The organism is Alkalicoccobacillus plakortidis, assembly GCF_023703085.1.
In the GTDB taxonomy this organism is placed as follows: Bacteria; Bacillota; Bacilli; order Bacillales; family Bacillaceae_D; genus Alkalicoccobacillus; species Alkalicoccobacillus plakortidis.
Genome location: NZ_JAMQJY010000003.1, coordinates 266,138 through 290,979, shown reverse-complemented (window position 1 = coordinate 290,979; position 24,842 = coordinate 266,138). Strand labels below are relative to the sequence as shown.

Sequence of the window (24,842 nt, the reverse complement as noted above, 5' to 3'; positions counted from 1 at the left end):
ATCCCCCCTGCATTTAGTATAGATTGTAAAAGGTGAATAAAAAGAGTAGGCTTACATTAACAAAATTTCACCTTTTATTCATTGGAGGTTGTAAATGCATCCTATAGACCATTTCAAAGTGCTATGCAAACCATTTCATCATGTTCAGATCGGTGATCGAGTACCTGTATCTGTTGCTGAATTAGAGGAGATCTTTTTCTGTACGAGACGAAACGTTATTTTGATTTTGAAAAAGCTGAGCCATTTAGGCTGGATTGAATGGATTCCGGGAGTAGGTAGGTCAAAGCAATCCTATTTAATTTTCCAAAAATCACTTCAGGAACTTCTGTTAGAGCGGATACAGGAACTCTTTAAAAAGGAAAAGATTCGCGAGGCTATTCTTCTTCTTGAGGAACTTGATCTAACAAACGAGTGGAAGGAAGAGGTTTCGGGATGGTTGAATGAAAAACTGGGTTTTCATCAAGAAGTATTTCAAGGCGAACATAAGGATGTATTACAGTTTCCATACTTTAGAAAGTTGTCTAGTTTAGACCCGTTAAAGGCTATTCGTCAAACAGAGCTTCACATCATCGAGCAGATATATGATGGACTATTAAAGAGAGATGCAAACAGTGGAGAAGTGGTTGCTCATATTGCTCATGCTTGGGAGTCGGATGAGAGTGCAACTGAGTGGACCTTTTATTTGCGTAAGCATGTTTTATTTCATGATGGCAGGGAACTAACATCACAAGACGTGAGGTATACATTACAGAGGTTAAATAAAGCAGGGGTCTGGATGTATACAGGATTACACACAATTGTCTGTGTTGACCGGTATACGATTCGACTGGCCTTTAGCGATGCTTGTCCACTGTTACCACGGTATCTTGCAAACCCTCAGTCAGTAATCCAGCGTGAAGATCTGCTTGATAAACCAATTGGTACAGGGCCGTTTCGACTTATTGCTCAACACTCGGAGTTAATTGAATTTCACGCGTTTGATCAATATTTTGCTGGTAGACCACTTCTTGATGTGGTTCGTATGTGGATTCTACCTTCGTTTTTTAATGAGTCATTGCATCAGAGATCGGATATTCAGTTCTTTCCTTTCCTACCAAGTGGAAGAGAAGAGATTCATCAATGGAATCAGGTATCACGAATTGATCTTGAACGAAAGGTCTTAATTTGTCATACGAAAAAGCGAGGATTCATGCAGGATTCTCAAGTAAGGGAGGCAGTAGCTCAATCCATTGATTCTAATCAACTGATCAAAGAGCTAGGTGAAAATCGATACAAAAGCTGTGAGACACTTTATACTGAGGTTGACAAAAGACAGGCTGATTTTCATGATCAAAATCTTATAGAAAATATCCCCCTCACCCTTTATACAAATGATACGTCGTTAAATGTTGCTGATGCAGAATGGCTTGCAGATTTCCTTGGTAGAAAGCATATTGCATTAGATGTAGTGACCGTTCCAATCCATGATTTGGTACAAAAAAGTGTCTGGGATAAGGCTGATCTTATTCTTTTCTCTATGGTGAACCTTTGTGATCGAGAGCTATCTTATCTACAGTTTTTATTTGGTCATGATGGAGCAGTACTACAGATGTTTGAGGATGAGCTTTCTAAACAGATCAAAGCATTGGGGAAAGAAGCATCTCTTGAAAAGAACCCTAGCAAAATTCTACACCAAATCGACAAGCTTCTGATAGACTCCACCTCCGTAATTCCGTTGTACAAAACATCACAGCATGCGTTTGTTCACCCTGCTGCAAGAGGGGCAGAGCTTGATGATTTTGGTTTTCTTCAGTATCAGAAGTGTTGGTTTCGATAACGACGTGAATCATTGGCAGGTACTAAGTGATTTTACTATGTCAATCCTCCAGTAGGAGTTATGCAGAGGACAAGACAGCGATTATTACGTACTGCCAAACAGATACAGAAAAATGAATAGTTAAAGGCAGTCATTCATAGATGAAAGATCATTTGGGTGACTCTTTTGGAAAGAGAGGTCTGATATGGAAAATAGATTTTTACTAACAAAGGATGAAATCAGTAATCCAGCTTTAGTTCCTGAGTGGCTTACACAAGAGTATCGTACCTTTCATGAGATTGTTACGGACAAAACATTTCCTTGTTATTTTGGAATGAAGGCTGAGAATAAAGGTGAGTTGCGATATGCCTATTTGTCGCAGGAGGATTGGTCTAACCTCCCTAAGGCTGTGGATCAATTTCTTCAGTTGTTTACAAGCCCTCCCTTTATCAGGCATGGGCTTTTTGTGTTTGTAGAACCTGAAAAAGAAGAGCGATCACTTGATTATTATCGCGCTTACTTTTGGAGGATTCTACAGTACTTACACGAAGAAGACCCTGTTCCATGGCCGAAAGAAACCCCACGTGATCCGGAGCATTATTTGTGGGATTTTCATTTTGCAGGAGAGCCAATCTTTGCTTTTGGAAATGCACAAGCTTATAAGCAACGCAAAACAAGAGATCTAGGGAATAGTTTAATCTTAGGTTTTCAACCACGAAAGATCTTTCAAGGGCTTGAAGGAACTGAAAAAGGGGGAATTATGTCGCGGGAGAAGGTTAGGGAGAGAGTAGAAGTATGGGATCAGCTACCAACGCACCCTGACATCAGCCATTTTGGTGATCCAAATCATAATGAGTGGAAGCAGTTTTTTATTGGGGATGATAGTGAACCGGTCACGGGGAAATGCCCCTTTTTTCATAAGGACTGATCTTGAGTGGACGGCTCAAGGTCTTTTTTAAATATAGATAATGTAAATTATTTGTAATTCTACACTCATAAAAGGATCGCTGCTGTACAATATGGGGAGGAGGTGTGATTGTGAAAAAGTTCAGTAAAGCAGAGAGTGGCTTGGATGCTATATGATTGGGCTAATTCAGCATATTCAGTTATTATTTCTACGGCTATTTTTCCATTGTTTTTTAAAGCTGGCGCCGATGCAGCTGGTATCACAAGCGTAAACTCAACAGCCTACTTAGGCTATACAATCGCGGTTGCAACCTTTATCCTAGCGATGCTCAGCCCCATTCTAGGTACAATTGCAGATTACGACGGGTTGAAGAAAAAGTTCTTTACGTTCTTCTTTGTCATCGGAGTTGTGTCAACAGCTATGCTGGCCATTGTCCCGTATGATAGTTGGTTGGCATTATTAGTTTTGTATACGATTACATCCATTGGTTTTGCTGGTGCAAATGTCTTTTACGATGCGTTTTTAGTTGATGTAACTAAAGAGGAAAAGATGGATGATCTCTCCGCTCGCGGTTATGGGTGGGGCTATATTGGAAGTGCGATTCCCTTTCTAGTTTGTATAATTATCATTATGTTATCGCAAATGGAGATTCTCCCACTTTCGATGACAGCTGCAAGTCAAATATCATTTGTCATCACGGCGATATGGTGGGCTGTTTTTACCATTCCGATGCTTCGCCATGTCAGGCAAATTCATTTTATTAAGAGAGAATCCAAACCTATTATAAAAAGCTTTAAGCGATTAGGTAAAACGATAAAAGATATTCGTCATTATAAATCACTCGTACTCTTCCTACTTGCTTATTTCTTTTATATTGATGGGGTAGGCACGATTATTAAAATGTCCACTGCGTATGGAAGTGACCTGGGTATTTCGGCTACTAGTCTGTTATTAATCCTATTTTTGACTCAGGTTGTAGCAGCGCCTTTTGCCATTTTGTATGGAAGGCTTGCCAATCGATTTACGGGTAAAAGGATGCTGTATGTTGGAATCGGAGTATATATCATTGTGTGTATTTACGCGTATTTCTTAAAAACGGCCGTCGACTTTTGGATACTGGCGATGCTAGTTGCGACCTCACAAGGAGGCATACAAGCATTAAGTCGCTCCTACTACGCGAAGCTTATTCCAAAGGATCGAGCGAATGAATTTTTTGGTTTTTATAATATTTTCGGCAAATTTGCAGCTGTAATGGGGCCGTTGCTCTTGGCGGTTACTGCACAGTTAACAGGGAGCTCAAGCACTGGAGTCTTCAGCCTGGTTCTCCTGTTTATCATTGGAGGAATTCTCCTAGCCTTTGTGCCTGAGACGAAGGAAGAGGCTGGGTTGAGTGGGTGATTTGTGGACGGAGTGGAGTTCAGATTGGGGCGATAGACGATCAAGTGAAACGATAGAAGGTCGAATCAAAACGATGGATGCTCAAGTGAAACGATGGAAGCCCGAATCAAAACGATGGACGCCCAAGTGAAACGATAGAAGGCAATCAAAACGATAGACGCTCAAGTGAAACGATAGAAGGCCGAATCAAAGCGATGGATGCTCAAGTGAAACGATAGAAGGCCGAATCAAAACGATAGAAACTCAAGTGAAACGATAGAAGGCTGAATCAAAACGATGGATGCTCAAGTGAAACGATAGAAGGCCGGATCAAAACAATGGATGCTCAAGTGAAACGATAGAAGGCTGAATCAAAACGATAGACGCTTAAGTGAAACGATAGAAGGCTGGATCAAAACGATGGATGCTCAATTGAAACGATGGAACTCGCCTCAACCCTCCAACCATCAAAAAAAGCTCCTGCCAAATCAGCAGGAGCGTTTCACTTAGTTCAGTGTCTTCAAAAGGGTATAGAGGTTTTCTTTGGCTTCAAATCCTACGCCTGGGATGTCAGGGAGGCCGACGTGCCCATTTTCGACTTTATAGTTATCGGCGAATCCACCAAATGGTTGGAACACACCTGGGTAAGATTCATTTCCGGCTAATCCAAGTCCTGCGGCGATATTTAGAGACATTTGATGTCCGCCGTGAGGGATACAGTTTCGGGAGGACCAACCATTTTCTTTTAGCATCTCTAGAATTCTCATATATTCGGTCAGGCCATAGCTTAAGGCACAATCAAATTGTAAAAAGTCCGTTTTAGGGTTCATGCCGCCATGTCGGATAAGGTTGGTTGCGTCTTGTAGGGAGAAGAGATTCTCCCCTGTTGCCATGGCATGAGGATAGACTTCAGATAGTTTTGCCTGCAGCTCATAATCCAGTGGGTCTCCTGCTTCTTCGTACCAATAGAGCTTATAGTCTTTTACAGCTTCTCCAAATGCGATGGCTTCTTTAAGGTTAAAGCGTCCATTAGCATCGACTAGGAGATTGTCTCCTGAGCCAACAACCTTCAGCACGGCTTCGATTCTTCTGACATCCTCTGCAATAGAGTCACCGCCAACCTTCATTTTTACTTTTGTATAGCCCGCTTCGAGATAGCCCTTCATCTCATCTTGTAATTCGATCAGGCCTTTATTTGGCATGTAGTAGCCACCAGCTGCATAGACAAATACCTTCTCATCAATCGTGCCATCCCCGTATTGATCTGCGAGCAGCTTGTATAAAGGAACTCCTTCAATCTTAGCAACGGCATCCCATACTGCCATATCAAGTGTACCAATTGCAACAGTTCGTTCTCCATGACCGCCCGGTTTTTCATTGGTCATGAGTACGTTAAAAATTTTATGAGGATCTAAGTTCGTTCCCTCATTATTTGTAATGTCTTCAGGGGCAGCTTCAAGTAAGCGCGGAATAAATCGTTCACGTAAAAGTCCTGATGGAGCATATCGGCCATTTGAATTAAATCCATAACCTATGACTGGTTTCCCGTCTCGTATAACATCGGTTTGGATCGCGACAATCGAGGCGTTCATTTTACTAAAATCAATAAAGGAATTACGAATACTGCTACTAATTGGCACGGCTTTCTCTTTAATACTAACAATCTTCAACAACATCACCTCATTATTTTTTTGGTTCACTACTCCTCTTGCAAAAAGTGTGCCAACCCAAAAATGAAGCATAATTAAGGTTTGTGGGTATTTTGTATTTCAAAAATGAAATACCTATTTCGAATTTGAAAGTTTTCTCCAGAGTGTTGTTGGACTAATTTGATAGGCTTCACAGAATTCCTGCTTTGTTCCTTGAAACTGCTGATACAGGGAAGTCCATAATGATCTTTCCATCTCTTTAAAAGACTGAGCTATTGGAATACGTATCGTATTCTCTGGCTCGGGTTTACTTTTCACATATGAACGAACTCCTTCTGATGTAAGCTCATGATCTGGATACGTAATGACAAGCCTTTGCACAACATTTTGAAGCTCACGTGCATTTCCATACCAATTAGCAGTTGTAAGTGGTTCAAGTGTGTTTCCGCCATCCTTTAGACGTAAATAACGATTCTCTCGTTTCATTTCAATTTGTAAGAAATGCAAGGCAAGAGGGACAATATCCTCTTTCCTCTCTCGTAAAGGAGGGAGGTCGATTGTTAAGGTCGAAATTCGGTAGAATAAATCTTCTTTAAATTTCCCTTCCGTTATCAGCTTGTCCATTGGTTGATTGGTCGCACAAATAATTCGAACATTAACAGGGATATACCGCATGCCACCAACTCGCCGCACTTCGTTCTCTTGCAAAACGCGAAGCAACTTAGTCTGAAAGCCATGTGACATTTCATTAATCTCATCTAAAAAAAGGGTTCCTTCATGAGCCATTTCAAATAACCCAGCTCGACCTCCTTTTAAAGCGCCAGTGAAAGCTCCTTCTTCATACCCAAATAATTCGCTTTCAAGTAACTGCTCATTTAATGCACCGCAGTTTATTGATACAAATGGTTTGTGTTTTCTGTGACTTGCTTGATGGATACTCTGGGCAAAAAGCTCTTTTCCAGTTCCGGTTTCTCCATACAAAAGAACTGTACCCTCTGACCGAGCAAATGCAGCTGCGTCATTCATTTGCTTCTTCATTTTGGGGCTCACGCATACAATGTCTTCAAATGTATGTTTAGCTGTTAGTCCTTTTTGATATAGCTCTTTCCGAATTTTTAGTTCGAGAGATTGAATGTCGGATAACCGTTCAAAGATCTGAATGGCTCCTTGATATACATCATTTGAGAAAATTGGTGTTGTGGTTACAAGCATTTGTTCATCATTGACCATGGTTAACGCATTTCGTAGAGGAACCTGTTTTTGAAGCTGTTCTCCTAATTCCTCACTATTAAAAACGGAAGAGTAAGCTAATGTTTCAAAAGGAACATCTAATGCGTGAAACAAAGATTTAGCTTGTTCGTTACACAATTTAATTTCATTATTTGCGTTAAGACTTATCACCGCTTGTGGCACAACTTGTAGAATAGATTCTATTTCTTTTGTCTTTGCCTGTTCTTCTACTTGCAGGTTAAGCGTTTCTATAGCCTGTTGAATCGCAAAAACAAGTGCTTCCTCCCCGGACTTAACTAGAAAAGAAGCAATGCCAAGTTCGGTTGCAGTATCCGTTGCTAAACGGTCTCCAATAATCGCATCAGCGCTTTTGTCTATTGCATAACGACTAATTTGTTCTTTTGCATAAGTGGGTTCTTGGTAGGTTTCTACTTCTATACGAGATGAGTCAAACTGACTGCGAATCGATTCTGCATCATGAAAGATACCGGCATAAAATAAGACTTTTATCTTCTGGTAACCAAGATCTGTCACGTGAGTAATAGATCGTAGCAAATCGAAGGGCGTAATCGGAATTTGAATGTATGGTATGCCGCTTTGTTTTTTTAGTAATTCACCTAATCCACCTCTGGAAACAATCGCCCCGGTTTTAGACGTAATGGCGCCAAGGTTTTTCGAGTACGGAATTTGTGTCTCTGAAAATTTCACGTGATAGGAAAGGTGGTTAAAGGACTGTTCTAAACGTTGAATTTGGTTAGCGCTTAAGTCAAATGGAGCAATCACAACGATCTCTTTCAAGAGAATCCTCCTCTACCTTTTATATGATATGATGATTTTTAAAGGGGGCCGCCTTATGGAAATGGGATTATTTCTACAGCAGAGCACAAGCCTTGTGATGACACAGGAACTCAAGCAGGCTATTCAGCTACTTCAATTTTCATCTGCGGAGATTCGAGATTTTCTAAAGGAGCAAGCACTTGAAAATCCGTTGATCGAACTTAATGATAAGGTTATCTCTCATCCATTATTCCATCAACACGAAAAAATCACCAGTGATGCTAAGCATCGGGCGCTTGAAAACCAGCCGGCCAATAAAAGTTTACAAGATATATTAGTTGAACAATTGTCTGAAATGCAGATAAACGATAGGAATCGAGAACATCTCCAGTATGTCATTGATTCAATTGATGAAAATGGCTATTTAATGATCTCGATTGAAGAGTTTTGTACGGAGCAAGATCTCACCGTGCAGCTAGCAGAATCCTGTATTCAAATGATTCAGGATATGGAGCCAGCAGGAGTGGGAGCAAGGGATCTAGGAGAATGTTTGCTACTACAATTAAAGAGATCTACTGAAAAGTCAGAGCTTGCCGAGCAGATTGTGGCGAATCATATGGAACAATTGGCAGCGAAAAAGTGGAAGGAGCTCTCTGCGCATTACCAAGTGGAGGTCAGTGACATTCAAAAAGTGAATGATTTGATTCTACAGCTTGACCCTTATCCTGGTCGGAGCTATTCAAAGGATCTCTCTCATTTTGTTGCAGCAGATGTCGCCATTATGATGAACGATGATGGGGAACCAGTTGTCACAGTAATAGACTCTTTGCTTGGAAGTATTAAGGTGAATCAAGAATATAAAACTCAATTAATGAATAGCGGCGGAGAGTGTGCAGACTACGCTAAAGCCAAAACACAAGAAGCGCAGTGGTTGATTCAGAGTCTTACACAAAGACAGCAGACTATTCGACGGGCGGCAGAAGTAATTGCTGTGCACCAAGCAGTCTTTTTTAGCTACTAAACAAGGAGAATTGAATTCGCTTACATTAAAAGAGGTCGCTCTTGTAATGGGGGTTCATGAATCAACGGTTAGTAGAGCAACGTCAAATAAGTACGCACAGACTCCTAGAGGACTAATTGAGCTTAAGTCCATGTTTTCATCTGGATATCAATCCATTTCTAAACAAACCTTAAAAGCATGGCTAAAAGAATTTATTCAAAATGAGGATAAACATCATCCGCTAACTGATCAAGAGTTAGTGTCACTTTATAAGCAAAAGGATGTTGATCTATCAAGAAGAGTAATAGCTAAATACCGTGGAGAGCTTGGAATTGAGTCGTCTGCCAAACGAAAGAGATACTAAAACGTAAAATCTTTATTTACAAATAAGAATCATTCCGATATACTGACTTCTATACACAGATCGTAATAGTTACGAAAAAGGAGTCAGATAATGAAAAAGGGATTGGCGATGGCGGGAGCAGCGTTGTTGTTTTTAAACGCATGCTCTTCTGGTTCAGGAGAAGAAGCGGAAGAAAAGGATGCATTAGAAATTTATACAACGATATTTCCGATAGAGGACTGGACTAAAAAAATTGGTGGAGACTATGTGGATGTAACCAATATGGTACCAGTGGGCTCCGATGCTCATACCTATGAACCAACACCAACAGAAATGGTCAAAGTAGCAAGTGCGGATGCGTTTTTCTACAGCGGGGCCGGCATGGAGGCCTTTGCTGATAAAGTGGTTAATGCAGTAGAAGGAGAAGGTGTAGCAACACTTGAGGCTACTGACGGAGTCGATTTGATCCCAGATAGTCATGACCACGACCACAGTCACGAGCACGATCATGGGGAAGAAGATGATCATAGTCACGAAGAAGAAGATCATGACCATGGTGATGATCACAGCGAAGACCACGACCATGATCACGATCACGCAGGGGAAGCTCCAGAGACTGTTGAAATAGAAGGAATTTCAGATCATTACCACTCAGGAGATCATGTTCATTTAACAGCTACCGCTCCAGAAGATGCCAACTCTGATCATTGGCATTGGTATACACTTGAAGCAGGGGCAGATGCAGAGGACGAAGAAGCTTGGGAGGTTGTTCCTGACAATGGATCAGCTGAATACGAAGGAACGGCAGAGGATGGAGAACAAATTGTCGCTAAGCTATTTGGAGATGATCATGAAGTTTTAGCACAATCGGCACCTGTCACAATTACGATTGATGACCATGAAAGTGATGACCACGGACACAGTCATGGCGAATTTGATCCACACGTTTGGCTTGGATCCAATCCTGTCTATCGAATTGGCTGAAAATATTAAGGATCAATTAATTGAATTGAAGCCAGACCAAGAAGCCTATTTTACAGAGAACTTTGAAAAGCTTGTTGAACAATTTGAAGAACTAGATGCAGAGTTTCAAAGTGTAGCTGATAATGCAGAGATAGATACATTTATCGTATCTCATGCCGGTTATGGTTACTGGGAAAACCGATATGGATTCAATCAAATTGGGATAGCCGGTATTTCACCGACTAACGAACCATCACAAAGCCAATTAGTCCAAACAATTGAACATGCCGAAGAGCTCAACCTTCAGTATGTATTATTTGAACCAAATATCACACCAGCAGTTGCAGAAGTTGTGCAAAATGAGATTGGTGCAGAAGCCTTAACCATATATCCACTAGAGGCTTTGACAGAAGACGTAGCAAACGAAGAAGACTACTTCTCCCTTATGCACAAAAATGTAGAAACACTTAAAACGGTATTATCAGCAGAATAAACAAAGCAGCCCTCCAAATGTGGAGGGCTTTTTTAGGTGTATGTTTTGGGGAGGGGATGGAATGGAGCGATGGACTAGGGAATTGGAGCAATGGAGGATGGAATGGAGCGATAGACCAGGGGATTGGAGCAATGGAGGATGGAATGGAGCGATGGATCAGGGGATTGGAGCAATAGAGGATGGAATGGAGCGATAGACCAGGGGATTGGAGCAATGGAGGATGGAATGGAGCGATGGACCAGGGAATTGGAGCAATAGAGGATGGAATGGAGCGATGGCCCGCGGGATTGGAGCAATAGAGGATGGAATGGAGCGATGGAACAGGGGATTGGAGCAATGGAGGATGGAATGGAGCGATGGACCAGGGAATTGGAGCAATGGAGGATGGAATAGAGCGATAGCACCCCGAATCAAAACGTTGGAACCCAAAGTAAAACGATAGCCTCCAGAATCAAATCGAGACCCCATGCAAAACAATACGCCTCACCAAATCCACTTTCACCATCCTTTTTTACTCAATCCATGATTATTTTCTAGTAACTTGTCAAAACTAGTAAAGAGATTATGAGAGTTAGACGAGCTAGAGAAGGGAGATTGGGTAATGAGTAAGGGAATGAAGATGTGGGTGTCAATTCTTTTTATCATACTTATGGTACTTGGCTTGGAATGAAGAATCAGTGGCGGCTGAAATGGGGGAGGTCGATACACAGGTTTCGTTAAATGTGCGGGCAGCACCAAGTGAGGAAGCGGCTATTATTGGTAGTCTTTCGCCAGGAGAGAGAATTGAATATATTGATGTAGGAAATGGTTGGGGGCAAATGACGTATAAGGGAGAGCTCGGATTTGTCAGTACAGCCTACTTAATGAAAACCGCCAGAACACCAGAAAAGCAGGAGCAGCCTTCACCTCCAAAGTCGGAAGTTAAGTCTGAACTGTTGGAGTTTAATCGAATCGTAATCGATGCGGGGCATGGTGGAAAGGATCCAGGAGCAGTTGGAAATGGTCTCTATGAAAAAGTTGTTGCGCTTTCTATTGCGAATAAAGTGAAGGAGTTGCTTAAAGAGGAGGGTTTCGAAGTGCTTATGACTCGAGAAGCGGATATGTTTGTTACGTTGGAGGATCGGGCGTTGATGTCAAATGATTGGTCTGCAGACTTGTTTGTCAGTATTCACGCAAATGGATATGCAGATGCTGCGGCGAGTGGTGTTGAAACCTTTTATTATCAAGGAAGTAGCAAAGGGAAGCAGGTAGCAAAATCCATTCAAGAGCAGCTTGTTCTTTCAACGGGGAACAAAAATCGTGGAGTGTTCTCGGCAGATTTCTATGTATTAAAGTATACGAGCATGCCCTCCGTACTGGTAGAAACGGGTTTTGTCTCAAATGAAAAAGATGCGAGTTTGTTAAAAACAGAGGATTATCAAGGCAAGGCGGCTAAAGCAATTGTTGATGGGATTAAAGCATCTTAGTGAGGAAAATAACCCCCATATATTAGCATGTCTATCATATAATGATAGTATCTAACATATGAGGGGTTGAACAAGCATGTTCAAAAAAAGTACGTTTAGTATTATCATGCTAACTGTTTTGTTTAATGTGCTTGCTTTAAATGATGCTAATGCACTTAGTTGTGTGGAAACGACTGCGAATGAAGCGTTTGATGACGCTGCAGCTGTGTTTAGTGGAACGGTGATCAAAGCCAATTCGCATTCGTACACCATTGATGTAGAAGACGTGTATAAGGGAAACGTAACAGAGACAGTTAAAGTAAAAGGTTCCGAATGGAATCGCGGATTTGAAGTGAACCAGATGCTATTAATATATACAGATCAAACAGCATTAGGTCATTATAAATTGGATCTCTGCAGTCGAACGGGTTCCTTTGATGATCTTGAATATGATGTTCAAGGAATGACACCTACCAAACCGGAATCTGATCCATTTTTAAAAACTCCTATTTGGGCTGGCATCATTAGTATTGGAGCTGTAACGGCTGTTGTTTTCTTTAGAAAAAAAGGACAAAAAGAATAAGACTTGTTAGCGAACGTACATTCTCCTATAATGGAAGTAGAAATGATCTTAGATAGGTGGGTGAGTATGATATGGAACCGTTAAAAGCCATTTATAATGAGGCCTATGTGCAAAAACTGACAGCTGATATCAAAAGTGTAAACCTTGAATTTGACGCTGAAGCATGCAGCAGGTTGATTCTACAACCCGACTGGCAAGCATTAGAATTAATGGAGAGAAAGCGACGAATTACGGAGGCTTTACACGAAACTCTTCCTGCTTCATACCCCGAAGCTTTGAAGATTCTCGTTCAAGTAGCACCAAGCTACAGTGGTCTGGCCGGCATCGTGTTTCCTGATTTTGTTCAGTGCTATGGACTAGAGTTTTGGGAGGAATCAATTGATGCTCTGGAGATACTAACGGAGTATTCAACAGCAGAATTCGCCGTTCGTCCTTATTTTATCCAAGATACTGAGCGGATGATTAGCCAATCCGAAATATGGGCAGAAAGTTCGAATGAGCATGTGAGAAGGCTTGCGAGTGAAGGAAGCCGTCCTCGGTTACCGTGGGGCATTTCTGTGCCGACTTTTAAACAAGACCCTACTCCCATTTTACCGATACTCGAAAAACTTAAAGAGGACGAATCCTTATATGTCCGCCGAAGTGTTGCAAACAGCTTAAATGACATCACAAAAACTCACCCCGATTTGTTTATTGAGATAGCCAACAATTGGTACGGAGAAAGTGTGGATACAGATTGGATTATTAAGCATGCTAGTCGTAGCTTACTGAAAAAAGGAGATAAGCAGGTTCTTGCTCTATTTGGCTATGAAAACAGCCACAATTTACATATCCAAGAATTTGAGTTCAAAACGGCTTCTATAAAAGTTGGTGAGAGAGTAGATTTCTCATTTGATTTATATTCCGAAGTTGGTACGAAGCTACGTGTGGATTATGCCATTGATTATGTAAAAGCGCGGGGGAATAGAACACGTAAAGTATTTAAGCTCTCAGAAACATCTATCCAGAAAAACGAAACAAAATCCTATTCTCGCACGCATGCCTTTGAAGATCTCTCAACGCGTAAGCACCACCCCGGTTTGCATCAGCTGACCATAATTGTAAATGGGGAAGAGAAGGTGTCGGTTGAGTTTGAGGTTGGGTGATAAAATACCCCCAAGCAAGACATATCGTCTCGCTTGGGGGTTCGTTTTATTCTTCTACATTCACATTCATTTTCGCCGGTGCGACTTCGCGTGTTTCGTTGCCGTAGTCGTCACGGACAATGACTTCGATTTGAGCACCTTCCACTTCTACATTGGAAGTAGCTGTCCAGTAGCCCACGTACGTGCCATCGCTTTCTTCGCGAATTGGTAGTTCGTTTGCATTGGAGGTATTGTTGGTTAATGGCATGCGGATGATAAAGGTTGCATCAAGATCTTCTTCACTTGTGAATTCAATTTTGACGGATTCACCTGATTTGAGCTCTTTATCTTCATCCGGTTTTAAATTCTCAATGACCGGGGCATCAAATTTTACATCGATTGTGAGTTGCTCGGAGGTTTCATTTCCGGCTTTGTCTGTTGCAATCACTTCGATGTCGTTGCTTCCATTATCAAGGAGAATTCGTTTGCTAAAGTTTCCATCTTCATCTAAGCTTGCTTCTTGACCATTTACAGTGACAGTATCAAGGTAATCATCGGTCGCGGTTCCTTTCACAGTTACTGTTTCACGATTTGTTTTAGATCCATCGATTGGTTCAGTGATCTCAAGCTCTGGGTTCGTTTGATCTAGAATCACCGTGACGGCTTCAGATGCATCGCTCTCTCCTGAATCGGTTACGGTAGCAGCGGTTAATTCGTTTTCACCTTCTGAAAGATTAATATCAGCGGTGAACCCACCTGATTCGTCAGTTGTTGTTGAGCCGGCATCTTCACCATTATTGTAAATCGTGATGTCTGTTGTTGCGGAGGACGTACCCTCAACAGTGACAACTTCTTCGTTCGTGAACGTTCCATCCTCAGGAGAGGTAATCGTTGGTGCACTTAATTCATAGTTTACTTTTGCACGAATCATATAGTTTCCTTCTTCAGCCGGGGTTTTGGCCCAGCTTCCCCCAACAAACTCCAGCTTCTGTCTGCAAATGGACCATCTTCATCTGTTGCAAGTCCAGGAGCATTAGGGTTGGCAGCAGCTTGGATGTAGACTAAATAGAAGTCTCCTTCAACCATAATTCCTTCCCCAGAAAGATCTACGTCAGTCCAACCACCATCACGCTCTGCTGTGGCATCAATAGGACCTGCGATTTGTTTTCCAGGTGTTCCATTTGATCCACTTGCGTCATAGACAGCTACCTTAAAATCTGTTCCTCCAGGTACTGGCCATTCCTCGTCCCAGAATCGGAATAGGCCTCCTGTAAGAAGTGCACGATCTTCGCCTTCAGCAAGTGACATTCTTACGGCCCAGCCATTGCCAGCTTCAAAGAATACACGTGCATTTTCAGCTGTCCCATCGTCGTAACCAATTTCACCTTCATATCCGATAAATGGTTCCAATGCTACATCATGAGTTACGGTTCCGTCTCCTTCAATCGTCACTTCTAACGTTTTGCTGTAGAAGCTTGGGGCTGTAAACTGTAGCGTATACGATCCTTCATACGCTGTTAACTCATACTCACCTTGTTCGTTTGATTGAACAGGAGCAACATGACCATCTTCAAGTAATGTGACGGTTGCTCCAACAATTGGCTCACCTGTTGCATCATTACTAACGACACCGGTAACGGTACCTTCAGCAATTTCAGTAAGAGTAAAATGAGCTGATGTTGTTTCGTCTGCTTCAACTGTAACGGTCTGCTCTTCGGATTGGAATCCGTAGGCATCTGCACGTAGTGTGAAATCACCAGGTGCGTGTTTAAGTTGGTAGCTACCGTCAGCAGGGTTTGTTTGTACAGAACGGCCACTTTCCAATACGTTAACAGTAGCTTGTACTGGAAGCGCTGCTAGTTCAATCGCAGGCTCATTTTTAGATACTGCAGGTTTTTTAACTGATGTTTGCTCAGGTTGAATCTTATCTGGATCTATGTTTTCTTTTTCGAGATTGCGATTAAAGTAGGTATGGTTTGGAGGTTCAACACCAGGTGAGTACGTAGGCGATGTTGACTCGCCACTCAACGTCACTTGGTCCAAAAACCAACCTTCATTTGTTATTGAGATATCAGTTGTGACGTTAAATCCAAGATAGATGCGTTGTCCAGCATAATCAGATAGATCAATCTCTGTTTCAATCCAATCGGCTGTTGCACCGTTAAAACGTTCAAGTGCTTCCCACGCTTGGCCATCTGTTGAGATAAAGACATGGGCAAAATCATAGTTGTTCTCTAGCTCGTGCCAATGGGTAAATTGCAAATATGCTTCGCCATCATCTAAATCGATTGGAGGCATAACAAGTGTCATATTGGCATTGTTAGGATGATCTCCAGATAGATTTGTAGCATACACGTGGTCACCCGTTAGAGCTTCACCAGGACCGGATTGAGGCTCACCCCACTCCCAAACATCATTAGAGCCAAATGAATACCAAGCCATCTGGTTTTGTTGCAAAGTCTTCTTCGTAACCAATACCAATTGCAGGTAAAATAGAAATTTCATAGATATCGGATTCTGTTGCATTTTCACCGAAGTCAGTAATCGTCCATTTGTATTCAATGGATTCTCCATCAACTGCTTCGCCTGGAATTGTTGCTGCGTATGTACCGGATAAATGGTTTCCATCTACCTGAGTCGCCTCAACGGATGTCCATTCATCAGCTGTACGGAAGCTTAATTCAACCCCAGTTACACCAATATCATCTGTTGCTGTAACTGTTAATGGAATATCAGTTCCAAGCATACCCTTCAGTTACTGGCTCGTGCTCAAATGTTGGAGGTTCTGTGTCTTCACCATCTTTTGTAACACTTCCTGCCACTGTACCAATACCATCTAAAACAGATGCTACAGCATCATAAGCATTAACCAAACCATGACCAAAGCCATTGTTCGGTGATTCTGGATACTCATCATCTGTTAATGGAATCGCAGTAGAAGTAAGGACCTCTTCTAAATCATCAACAGTGAGAGATGCATTAGCTTGTAAAAGTAAGGCAGCGACCGCAGCGACGTGTGGGCCTGCCATTGAGGTTCCATTCCAACCGCCTTCGTATCCACTTCCAGGAACGGTAGAGCGAATGTTCACTCCTGGTGCGGCAATTTCTGGTTTGATCTCTTCGTATGGAGATGGACCTCTAAGTGAGAATCCTGCTAAGTTGTCATTAATATCAGTTGCTCCTGTTGCAAATGACTCTGGATAATTTGCTGGATTTGCAACTGAACCTGGTCCACCTGGATTAAAAAAGTTGGTATTTCCAGCCGAAAATTCTGGGAAGATATTAGCTGCTCTCCAGTTTTCAACCATTGGACGGTACCATTCATCTAGTCCAGGACCACCACCCCATGAGTTATTAACAATATCGGGTGCTTTCTCTGGCTTGGGGATTGCCGTCTGCATCGGTCGGAGCGATTATCCACTCACCAGCAGCAAGCAAGTCAGCATCTGTTCCACCGATATCCGTGAAGGCTTTTACCCCAATCCACTCGGCTCCAGGTGCCACACCTACTGCATTAGATCCGTCTGGCTCAACCCCAACCATTGTTCCGGTGACATGTGTACCATGACCATCATCGTCATAAGGGACGTTTTCGCCCGCAGTAGCATCAAACCAGTTGAAATCGTGGGTAGGACTATCAGGATTAGCTGGATCATATCCACGATATTGCTCCACTAGACCCGGATGATCCCACTGAACACCTGTATCGATAGAGGCAACGATAATTCCGCTTCCATCAATACCTTGTTCCCACACTGATGGTGCTCCAATATGACCTATATTCCATTCAATATCAGAATCAGCTGCTGCTTCAGGTGTTTCTGCTGATGTCTGTTCAGTTGGATTTAGCTGTCTCAATTCATTAGGAAGTACTTTCCCTACTTCAGGTCGAGTAGCTAGTTTTTCCATGACTTCTTTTGTACCAGTCACAGCCATTCCATTAACAATAAAGAAGGATTCGAAGTCTTTAATACGATCTGCTTCTAACTCCTTCTCAAGAAAAGCTGTAACCTCCTTTTGGCTATCAATACTTGTCGCACGCAGGCTCGAAACAATGGCCGAACGCTCAAGTAATTTCATTTGCGAGGCTGAAGCATTTTGCGCCTGCTGAGTCCAAGCCACATTTGCTGCTACCTCCGCAGTATCTACTTGCTCTTTAAATTTTAATAGAAAGGTAACGTATTCCTCTTTTTCAAATTCTTCATACAGACGTTCACTGATCTTCTCAGAGCTTGCCTGTGCAGAATCAAAAACAGACGTACTAGCCGATTGTGCTAACGTCTGATGAGGAATCAATAAAGTGAAAATAAACAACATCGTTAAGAAAATGGAAATGAATTGTCTAACTTTCATGTTATTTGGCATGCACTTTTCTCCTTTTAGTTATTTTTTTCTTGCTAAATCGTCACCTCTTCCTATTATTTTTCTTTTTTATGTAAATCTCGTTGATAGAAGTATCATAGCTAAAAAATAAGTAGAAAACAGTACTATTTAGAAAATTAAGAATAAAGTAATATTGAGTTAGGCAGAGAGATAAAAGGCTTATTATATGAGGTTTTATTAACATCGTGAGGGTGGTAAACAAGTCTACATACAAGATCAGGTACGTGTTAAAGCATCATTCTATGAGATGGAAAATCTAACATATTGAATCGATTACAAACGAATGGAAGGGAAATTTGAGGTTAAAATAGGTTGATACATAAACAGAGACTAAAGTATTAAGAATAATGCTTGAAATGAAACCAAAAGGTGTTATATGATATTTTCAACGTATGAAAGATAAAGGAGCTTACCAATGACTGTTAAAGATATCAAAAAAACGATACAAATAGATGCGCCTATTCAAAGAGTATGGGAGTTTGCCTCAACCGCTTCAGGAATAGAATCATGGTTCATGCCGAATGATTTTGAAGCAATAGAGGGACACGAGTTTCACTTACAATCACCATTCGGTCCTTCTCCGTGCAAAGTGATAAAGGTAGACGAGCCAAATAAGCTTTCTTTCACATGGGATACAGATGGCTTGATCGTAACATTTGACCTCAAAGTAATTGACGGAGGTACTGAATTCACAATCATCCATAGTGGCTGGAAGGAAGCAGAAGCGACTATTGGAAAGGCAAACGAAAAGAGTGCAATTATACGCGACAGAATGAATGGAGGATGGAATGGCATTGTTGCTCGACTTAAGAAAGTCGTGGAGCAATAATGACACAAACCGCAAAAAAATATGATGTTTTTCAAGCCATAGCTGATCCGACCAGAAGAGAGGTTCTAAGGCTATTATCAGAAAAACAGAGACCTATTGCTGACATTACTAGTCATTTTGACATGACTAGAACAGCTGTAGCAAAGCACTTATTTATTCTGTCAGAAGCGGGATTGATTAAGGGAGAAAAGGTAGGTCGGGAAAAAAGGTATCAGCTGCAGCCTGAACCATTAGCTGACTTACAAGAATGGCTCTCATACTTTGATCAATTTTGGACAAATAAGTTATCTGTGCTCAAGTATTTAGCAGAAGCTGAAGAGGGGAAGACTTCTGAATAACGGGGCTGAAGCTCGGAGCCAACCACACCCACATCAATAACACGAAAAAAGCGCAGGGATACTCACTCCTGCGCTTTTCCTTTTATTTCCCTAATTCATGAATAACATGGGCTGTACAGCTGATGCCATTCAAGAAGTTTTCGACTGCAATATTTTCATTTGGTGAGTGATTACGTTGATCGAAATTTGCATAAGGCATCAGCATAGAGGGAGCCTCTAGTATGTTTGTCCACACATAATCAGGAAGTGAACCGCCAAGACTCGGTTGAATGAGTGGTTCTTGGTTATAGGCGTCTCTAATGCCACTAATGGCTTTTTGCACAATCTCAGTATCAACCGGCGTTCGAGATGGATCCATCGAACCTAAGAAGCGAACCTTTGCTGTAGGGTGATGTGCTTTCACATGTCGTTTAATTTTTTCAAAGATATCCTTTGGATTCTGGTCAACGACAAGTCGTGTATCAATCTTTACGCTAGCTTTTGATGGAGTGATGGTTTTGACGCCTTCATCCAGGTAGCCGCTTTTAAGTCCAAAGATGTTGAAGGTGGGTTCCATTGTTAATTTACGATGGTATCCGACTCCATCCAATTCAAGTGATGGAAACCCGATTTTTTCACCGACTTCTTTGGCGTTAAATGGGAGCTCTTCAAGTAGCTTATCTTCCTCTGGGGTGGAAGGACGAATGTGATCATAAAAGCCATCTATCAGAACGCGTCCATCTTGATCGCGCATGGTTTGTAGTAATTCCATCAGTTCCCATGCTGGGTTAGGCACGATGTTTCCTGTGTTACCTGAGTGATTATCAAATGCTGCTCCCTCAACCTCAATCTCGAGCGCAAGCATACCGCGTACACCAAGCAAAACCAATGGAAGACCACTGTTATGAGAGGGACCATCTGCAGTATAAACAAGGTCAGCTTTTAGCATCTGTTTATGTTCTTGAACAAAGTCTGGTAAGTGTACGCTACCCATCTCTTCTTCGCCCTCAATGACAAATTTAAGATTAACAGGTAGGGACTTAAAGACCTCTAGATACGCCTTTACACCCAATAGCTGAGCGACAATTTGTCCTTTATTATCACCGGCTCCTCGTGCATAGATACGCCCGTCGCGAATCGTCGGTTCAAATGGCGGACTGTGCCAGTGATCTAGTGGATCAGGAGGCTGAACATCATAGTGACCGTATAATAAAATAGTTGGAGCAGATGCATTCTCTGATTTCAGCTCACCATATAAAATGGGATGTCCTTTTGTTTCGTGTAATACCGGATCAATGCCAATCTCTCTCATCAGATCTTGCATGAGAGCGGCACATTCACGCATACCCTTATTCTGCGTACTGATGCTTTCTTGTTTCAGAAGCGTGAACAATGTATCAATGGATTGTTGCTGCTGCTCTTGAACGATAGTGTCGATCGCTTTAATACTCATTGTTGAGTAACCTCCTGAAAATCTATTATTGTAAACGAACGTCTACATCAGGTCCAATTGGGATACCTAGCAAATAAAATGCTACAAATAATATAATCATTCCGATTAGTATAGCAATGGAATAAGGGAGAGTATAGGAAATTAGTGTTCCAAGTGCCATTTTCTTATCCCATCTACGTAGAAATTCTAATATTACAACCATATATGGAAGCAGGGGTGAGATCATGCTAGTCGATGAGTCACCAATACGATAAGCCATCTGTATAAAGCCAGGATGGTAGCCTAGTTGCATGAACATCGGGATAAATATAGGAGCAAAAATTGCCCACAGACCAGACCCACTAGATATCACCATATTAATTAGAGAAGTGAAGATGATAAAGCAAATGATTGCGCCAATTCCAGTGAAACCAAAAGTCGTTAACGTCTGGGCGCCTGCTACAGAGAGCCATAATCCAATTCCTGTCCATTGGAAAAATGCCGTGAACTGTGCAATAAAAAAGACAAGTACAATAAAATTTTTCATACTACTGACAGATTCACCCATGAACCTACCAACATCATTTATACTGCTAATTCGCTTCATTTTTATTCCGTACGTTAATCCAATGATAAAGAAGAATACAAGAAGGAACGTAACGAGTCCATCTAATAACGGTGAAGGTAGCAGTCCACCGTTTTCATTTCGCAAAGGACTGTTTGGAATCATAAGTGCGAGTAACAATAGAGCAACATAAATGGCTGCGACAATTCCAGTAGTCTTTAAAGCAGCTGTTTCTTCTTTAGTTACAGGTTTAACTTCTTCTTTTTGTTCTCCTTGATAGAGTCCAAGTCTAGGTTCAGTTATTTTGCGGCTAATCGTTCCACCAATAAGGGTACAAATGATTACACCGGCCACCATAAAATAATAGTTACTGATTGGGCTGACCGATACATCACTACCCAATATGGCAATGGCCTCATTTGTAATTCCTGCGAGTAGCGGTTCATTAGCTGTAATTAAAATACCAGTAGCATATCCGCTGGAAACACCTGCAAAGCCAGTAATAATTCCAACCAGGGGATTCATTTTAAGAGAATAATAGATAATTCCTGCAAGAGGCGGTACGATAAGAAAGGCGGAATCAGTTGCCACAGTAGCGAAGTTCCCGGCAAAAAAGATCATATATGGAATTAACCATACTGGTGCAGATAACATCATTTTTTTAATGAATGTTTCAAGTAAACCGACCCGTTCAGCCAATCCAATCCCAAGCATCATCGTGATGACAATCCCAAGTGGGGTGAACTGTACAAAGTTTGAGACGAGGGAAGTAACGATGTAAGCAATACCTTCGCTACTAAGAAGCCCCTTAATTGCTGTTTCCTCCATCGTACTTGGATGAATGACCGTAACGCCGGCTAATTGGAAAACAGTTGATGTTAGGAATAATAGTCCAATTAAAAGTAGAAAAATAGTTAAAGGCTCAGGAAGTTTGTTCCCTATTTTTTCGATGATGATTAATGATTTTTGACCAATACGTTTCATGAATAGGGATCCCTTCTCATTCTGCTAGTTTGCAAGAAATTTGTCGATTGTTGTCTTGTAGGCATTCCAATATAATAAATAGAAATACATAGAATTGCAAGATAAATAAGATAATTCGTGCAAAAAACATAGTAAGATTCCTGTTTATAGTCTAAGGAAAAGAGGTAAATAATGAAAAAGGTGAAAGGTTCTTTAATGGATGATCAAACACGATGTGTCCACTATCATACGGATAAAGACATCATCGCAATTAAATTTAAATGCTGTGGAAGCTACTATCCGTGTTATCAATGTCATCAAACTCATGAGGACCATCAAATTGTCGTTTGGCCAAAAGAAGAATTTGATGAAAAGGCGATTCTCTGTGGAGTTTGTAAAAGCGAATTAACTATTCATGACTACTTATTGAGTGAATATTCATGTCCAATGTGCAGATCGCAATTTAACGAAGGATGTAGTCTGCACTCTTCCATTTACTTTGAAAAATAAATCCTTATTTATAATTATTATTATTTGATATCTCTTATTAAATGATATATAATATAGTTATACAAATGAAGGAGCGTGTTACGAATATGACCAATCAAACCGTAGTAAACGAACTAAACCAACAGCTTGCAGACTGGAATGTGCTGTATACAAAACTTCATAATTTTCATTGGAATGTAAAAGGAGCCGACTTCTTTACACTACATGCTAAATTTGAAGAATTTTATAACGAAGCAGGAGCCCATGTAGATGAGATTGCTGAGCGAATTCTGGCGATTAAAGGTAAACCAATTGCTACAATGAAGGAATTTTTAGCAACTTCAAACGTGGAGGAAGCGACAGGACAAGAGACAGCACGCGATATGGTTGCCTCTATTGAAAAGGACTTTAACGCAGTATCCAAACATGCGGAAGCTGTTATCCAAGCTGCAGAACAAGCAGAAGATGAGTCAACAGCAGATATGTTTATTGCGCTTAAGGCAGAGCTAGACAAGCATACGTGGATGCTTGCAGCTTATCTAGGCTAATAACGAACAAAAAGGCAAAACAGACGATGTTACTCGTTTGTTTTGCCTTTTTTGTGATTCATCTTCGTAATGTTCTGTTTAATTCAGCTGCTTGTTTTAGGGCAAGCGCATCGTGCTGTATGTCTCCTGGCTTATTCCCTTTTCCAATAATGATTTCTACTAATTCTAACCCAATAAAATCACAGATTAACCTGAACTGCTGAATGAGTGGAGCCATGATGTCTTCAAGAGGCTCATCATTAGCCGTAATAACAAGATAGACCTTTTTCCCTGACACTTGTTCTTTAAAGTTAAGTTGTGGATCTCGCATGTACTGTGACCAGCGATCGAAGAAGATCTTTAGCTTGGGCTTGCATGCTGAACCAATAAACAGGGACAGCAAAAAGGTACGTATCAAATTTTAAAAAGGTTTCTAGTAACTCTTTGTATCCATCATGAACCGGATCGAAGTCTTTTCCCAAATGGCGTTGATCTATAATAGGTTTAAAAGCATGATCAGTTAGAAAAATCTCTGTGGTGTTTATGTTTTCAGTTACTCGTTTGGCTAGTTGCTCAGAATTTCCATTTCTACGACTGCTTGAGTAGATTGTAAGTAGATTCATTTGTACACTCCTTTTTTTCTTTAGTTTACGTCTATAATCGATATCAGTAAAATGAATAATATAGATAAAAGAGTTCACTAAAACGAATAATGGAGGACATATGGAGTTACGACACCTAGTAACATTTATAACGATTGTTCAGAGAAATGGTTTTAAGAAAGCGGCAGATGAATTAGGGTACGCACAGTCGTCTGTCACAAACCATATAAAGGATCTAGAAAATGAATTAGGAAAACGGCTTTTTGACCGCTTAGGGAGTAAGATTGTATTAACGGAACATGGTCATACATTCCTTCCATATGCAAAAGAAATCACTGCAAAGTATGTGGAGGCTAAAGGAATTTTGCAAGATAAGGATCAGTTAACAGGAGAGTTACGAATTGGTGCATCTGAGTCTTTAATTATTGCGAGAATGCCAGATATTTTAGCTCGATTTAAGAAAATGCATCCGAAAGTAAAGTTGATACTGCGTTCGGTCCATTATCAGGATCTAAATAGCCAGTTCCAAAGTGGCGAATTAGACTTGGCAATCATTTTAGAGAAGGACAACTGGATAGATCACAATCTATATATAGAGGAATTGAAACAGGAGAGAATGATGATTGCAGGAGCTGATTTGGAAAAAGAGAACGACGCTCTTTTATACACAGAAGGAGAGTGCAGCTACAGAAGTATCATGGATGATCTCGTAAAAAGTCGAGGATGGCAAAGCAAAGATAAACTTGAATTCTGGAGTACAGAAGCCATCAAACAGTGTGCAATCAGCGGCATAGGCAAAGCTCTTTTACCTTATTTTTATATTGAAAAAGAACTAACTACAGGAGCTATCAAGGCAGAAGATATTCAAAGTGCATCACGTATTTCTACGTACGTTGTTTCTCACAAGAATAAAGAGAGAGAAGGAGCAATTGAGGAAATGATGACAATGATGCGAGAAGTAGCAACTAGCTTGGCAGTAATTATGAGGATTATAGGAATGGGCTGGACATAACTATCATAAAAACTGAACTGCGTTTGTCTTTATAAGT

23 protein-coding genes and 1 pseudogene are annotated in these 24,842 nt (G+C 41.1%); 17 read left to right on the top strand and 7 right to left on the bottom strand.

The genetic code is table 11. The features are described from left to right. Positions 1-94 precede the first annotated feature (94 nt). The 4 genes from NDM98_RS18875 to NDM98_RS18860 all read left to right on the top strand — a co-directional run bounded on the left by NDM98_RS18875 (position 95) and on the right by NDM98_RS18860 (position 4,230). Positions 95-1,816: an ABC transporter substrate-binding protein gene (locus NDM98_RS18875; protein WP_251610934.1), complete on the top strand. Its 1,722-nt coding sequence runs from the start codon at positions 95-97 to the stop codon at positions 1,814-1,816. Between the two features lie 184 nt (positions 1,817-2,000). Beyond that, positions 2,001-2,723 carry a YqcI/YcgG family protein gene (locus NDM98_RS18870; RefSeq protein ID WP_251610926.1) on the top strand — a complete coding sequence of 241 codons (723 nt, stop codon included), beginning with the start codon at positions 2,001-2,003 and terminating at the stop codon, positions 2,721-2,723. A 144-nt stretch (positions 2,724-2,867) separates the two neighbouring features. After that, a complete protein-coding gene (locus NDM98_RS18865) occupies positions 2,868-4,100 on the top strand; it encodes an MFS transporter (RefSeq protein WP_251610924.1) in 1,233 nt (410 codons plus the stop codon). Then, positions 4,093-4,230 (top strand): hypothetical protein, encoded by a 138-nt coding sequence (locus NDM98_RS18860; protein WP_251610922.1) that lies wholly within the window; start codon positions 4,093-4,095, stop codon positions 4,228-4,230. Before NDM98_RS18865 ends, NDM98_RS18860 begins: the two co-directional genes overlap by 8 nt. Positions 4,231-4,585: 355 nt before the next feature. Here the strand turns inward: NDM98_RS18860 and NDM98_RS18855 are convergent, their stop codons facing one another. Together NDM98_RS18855 and NDM98_RS18850 are read right to left on the bottom strand one after the other, a co-directional pair. Then, a complete protein-coding gene (locus NDM98_RS18855; protein WP_285804071.1) occupies positions 4,586-5,749 on the bottom strand; it encodes a mandelate racemase/muconate lactonizing enzyme family protein in 1,164 nt (387 codons plus the stop codon). Positions 5,750-5,863: 114 nt separating this feature from the next. Then, positions 5,864-7,756 (bottom strand): sigma 54-interacting transcriptional regulator, encoded by a 1,893-nt coding sequence (locus tag NDM98_RS18850; RefSeq protein WP_251610920.1) that lies wholly within the window; start codon positions 7,754-7,756, stop codon positions 5,864-5,866. Positions 7,757-7,811: 55 nt separating this feature from the next. On the opposite strand from NDM98_RS18850, the gene NDM98_RS18845 reads away from it, so the two are divergent. The 8 genes from NDM98_RS18845 (at position 7,812) to NDM98_RS18815 (ending at position 13,707) form a co-directional block, all read left to right on the top strand. After that, on the top strand, positions 7,812-8,756 hold the full coding sequence (locus NDM98_RS18845) for an RNA polymerase factor sigma-54 (RefSeq protein ID WP_251610918.1): 945 nt from the start codon (positions 7,812-7,814) through the stop codon (positions 8,754-8,756). A gap of 10 nt (positions 8,757-8,766) precedes the next feature. Then, positions 8,767-9,099 (top strand): RNA polymerase factor sigma-54, encoded by a 333-nt coding sequence (locus tag NDM98_RS18840; protein WP_251610917.1) that lies wholly within the window; start codon positions 8,767-8,769, stop codon positions 9,097-9,099. A 90-nt stretch (positions 9,100-9,189) separates the two neighbouring features. Then, a complete protein-coding gene (locus tag NDM98_RS18835) occupies positions 9,190-10,062 on the top strand; it encodes a metal ABC transporter substrate-binding protein (protein ID WP_251610914.1) in 873 nt (290 codons plus the stop codon). After that, complete coding sequence (locus NDM98_RS18830; protein ID WP_251610912.1) at positions 10,004-10,534, top strand: metal ABC transporter solute-binding protein, Zn/Mn family; 531 nt, start codon at positions 10,004-10,006, stop codon at positions 10,532-10,534. The genes NDM98_RS18835 and NDM98_RS18830 overlap by 59 nt, the downstream gene beginning before the upstream one ends. Before the next feature lie 61 nt (positions 10,535-10,595). After that, entirely contained in the window at positions 10,596-10,730 is a 135-nt protein-coding gene (locus NDM98_RS23630; RefSeq protein ID WP_285804070.1) for a hypothetical protein, read from the top strand. Between the two features lie 493 nt (positions 10,731-11,223). Continuing rightward, positions 11,224-12,000, top strand: coding sequence for an N-acetylmuramoyl-L-alanine amidase family protein (locus tag NDM98_RS18825; RefSeq protein ID WP_251610904.1), 777 nt, complete (start codon positions 11,224-11,226; stop codon positions 11,998-12,000). 76 nt (positions 12,001-12,076) lie between these two features. Next, positions 12,077-12,562 (top strand): hypothetical protein, encoded by a 486-nt coding sequence (locus NDM98_RS18820; RefSeq protein WP_251610903.1) that lies wholly within the window; start codon positions 12,077-12,079, stop codon positions 12,560-12,562. A gap of 71 nt (positions 12,563-12,633) precedes the next feature. After that, positions 12,634-13,707, top strand: coding sequence for a DNA alkylation repair protein (locus NDM98_RS18815; protein ID WP_251610902.1), 1,074 nt, complete (start codon positions 12,634-12,636; stop codon positions 13,705-13,707). Between the two features lie 46 nt (positions 13,708-13,753). On the opposite strand, the pseudogene NDM98_RS18810 reads toward NDM98_RS18815, so the two are convergent. Further along, positions 13,754-18,051, bottom strand: a pseudogene (locus NDM98_RS18810) (S8 family serine peptidase). 433 nt (positions 18,052-18,484) lie between these two features. On the opposite strand from NDM98_RS18810, the gene NDM98_RS18805 reads away from it, so the two are divergent. After that, the gene (locus NDM98_RS18805; RefSeq protein WP_251610901.1) at positions 18,485-18,898 is read left to right on the top strand and encodes an SRPBCC family protein; all 414 of its coding nucleotides are present in this window, start codon (positions 18,485-18,487) and stop codon (positions 18,896-18,898) included. Continuing rightward, positions 18,898-19,236, top strand: a complete 339-nt coding sequence (locus tag NDM98_RS18800; RefSeq protein ID WP_251610900.1) for an ArsR/SmtB family transcription factor — start codon at positions 18,898-18,900, stop codon at positions 19,234-19,236. The genes NDM98_RS18805 and NDM98_RS18800 overlap by 1 nt, the downstream gene beginning before the upstream one ends. Before the next feature lie 82 nt (positions 19,237-19,318). On the opposite strand, the gene NDM98_RS18795 is transcribed toward NDM98_RS18800, so the two are convergent. Beyond that, on the bottom strand, positions 19,319-20,668 hold the full coding sequence (locus NDM98_RS18795) for a M20/M25/M40 family metallo-hydrolase (protein WP_251610891.1): 1,350 nt from the start codon (positions 20,666-20,668) through the stop codon (positions 19,319-19,321). Between the two features lie 25 nt (positions 20,669-20,693). Continuing rightward, positions 20,694-22,196: an AbgT family transporter gene (locus NDM98_RS18790; protein WP_251610889.1), complete on the bottom strand. Its 1,503-nt coding sequence runs from the start codon at positions 22,194-22,196 to the stop codon at positions 20,694-20,696. 171 nt (positions 22,197-22,367) lie between these two features. Between NDM98_RS18790 and NDM98_RS18785 the strand changes: the two genes are divergently transcribed. Next, complete coding sequence (locus NDM98_RS18785; protein WP_251610888.1) at positions 22,368-22,685, top strand: CHY zinc finger protein; 318 nt, start codon at positions 22,368-22,370, stop codon at positions 22,683-22,685. Between the two features lie 86 nt (positions 22,686-22,771). After that, entirely contained in the window at positions 22,772-23,212 is a 441-nt protein-coding gene (locus tag NDM98_RS18780) for a Dps family protein (protein WP_251610886.1), read from the top strand. A 58-nt stretch (positions 23,213-23,270) separates the two neighbouring features. Here NDM98_RS18780 and NDM98_RS18775 read toward each other — a convergent pair whose 3' ends face one another. Continuing rightward, positions 23,271-23,522 (bottom strand): hypothetical protein, encoded by a 252-nt coding sequence (locus NDM98_RS18775; RefSeq protein WP_251610884.1) that lies wholly within the window; start codon positions 23,520-23,522, stop codon positions 23,271-23,273. Beyond that, positions 23,503-23,814 carry a flavodoxin family protein gene (locus NDM98_RS18770; protein ID WP_251610882.1) on the bottom strand — a complete coding sequence of 104 codons (312 nt, stop codon included), beginning with the start codon at positions 23,812-23,814 and terminating at the stop codon, positions 23,503-23,505. Before NDM98_RS18770 ends, NDM98_RS18775 begins: the two co-directional genes overlap by 20 nt. Positions 23,815-23,914: 100 nt before the next feature. Here NDM98_RS18770 and NDM98_RS18765 point away from each other — a divergent pair, with 100 nt between their 5' ends. Further along, positions 23,915-24,805: a LysR family transcriptional regulator gene (locus tag NDM98_RS18765; RefSeq protein ID WP_251610879.1), complete on the top strand. Its 891-nt coding sequence runs from the start codon at positions 23,915-23,917 to the stop codon at positions 24,803-24,805. Positions 24,806-24,842 lie beyond the last annotated feature (37 nt).

Bases quoted from the DNA above. Each gene is read 5' to 3' on its own strand.
- NDM98_RS18825 (WP_251610904.1), top strand. From the start codon at position 11,224: ATGGGGGAGGTCGATACACAGGTTTCGTTAAATGTGCGGGCAGCACCA.
- NDM98_RS23630 (WP_285804070.1), top strand. From the start codon at position 10,596: ATGGAGCGATGGACTAGGGAATTGGAGCAATGGAGGATGGAATGGAGC.
- NDM98_RS18805 (WP_251610901.1), top strand. From the start codon at position 18,485: ATGACTGTTAAAGATATCAAAAAAACGATACAAATAGATGCGCCTATT.
- NDM98_RS18765 (WP_251610879.1), top strand. From the start codon at position 23,915: ATGGAGTTACGACACCTAGTAACATTTATAACGATTGTTCAGAGAAAT.
- NDM98_RS18790 (WP_251610889.1), bottom strand. From the start codon at position 22,196: ATGAAACGTATTGGTCAAAAATCATTAATCATCATCGAAAAAATAGGG.
- NDM98_RS18785 (WP_251610888.1), top strand. From the start codon at position 22,368: ATGAAAAAGGTGAAAGGTTCTTTAATGGATGATCAAACACGATGTGTC.
- NDM98_RS18845 (WP_251610918.1), top strand. From the start codon at position 7,812: ATGGAAATGGGATTATTTCTACAGCAGAGCACAAGCCTTGTGATGACA.
- NDM98_RS18865 (WP_251610924.1), top strand. From the start codon at position 2,868: ATGCTATATGATTGGGCTAATTCAGCATATTCAGTTATTATTTCTACG.
- NDM98_RS18775 (WP_251610884.1), bottom strand. From the start codon at position 23,522: ATGCGAGATCCACAACTTAACTTTAAAGAACAAGTGTCAGGGAAAAAG.
- NDM98_RS18870 (WP_251610926.1), top strand. From the start codon at position 2,001: ATGGAAAATAGATTTTTACTAACAAAGGATGAAATCAGTAATCCAGCT.
- NDM98_RS18815 (WP_251610902.1), top strand. From the start codon at position 12,634: ATGGAACCGTTAAAAGCCATTTATAATGAGGCCTATGTGCAAAAACTG.
- NDM98_RS18795 (WP_251610891.1), bottom strand. From the start codon at position 20,668: ATGAGTATTAAAGCGATCGACACTATCGTTCAAGAGCAGCAGCAACAA.
- NDM98_RS18835 (WP_251610914.1), top strand. From the start codon at position 9,190: ATGAAAAAGGGATTGGCGATGGCGGGAGCAGCGTTGTTGTTTTTAAAC.
- NDM98_RS18820 (WP_251610903.1), top strand. From the start codon at position 12,077: ATGTTCAAAAAAAGTACGTTTAGTATTATCATGCTAACTGTTTTGTTT.
- NDM98_RS18780 (WP_251610886.1), top strand. From the start codon at position 22,772: ATGACCAATCAAACCGTAGTAAACGAACTAAACCAACAGCTTGCAGAC.
- NDM98_RS18800 (WP_251610900.1), top strand. From the start codon at position 18,898: ATGACACAAACCGCAAAAAAATATGATGTTTTTCAAGCCATAGCTGAT.
- NDM98_RS18770 (WP_251610882.1), bottom strand. From the start codon at position 23,814: ATGAATCTACTTACAATCTACTCAAGCAGTCGTAGAAATGGAAATTCT.
- NDM98_RS18875 (WP_251610934.1), top strand. From the start codon at position 95: ATGCATCCTATAGACCATTTCAAAGTGCTATGCAAACCATTTCATCAT.
- NDM98_RS18830 (WP_251610912.1), top strand. From the start codon at position 10,004: ATGGCGAATTTGATCCACACGTTTGGCTTGGATCCAATCCTGTCTATC.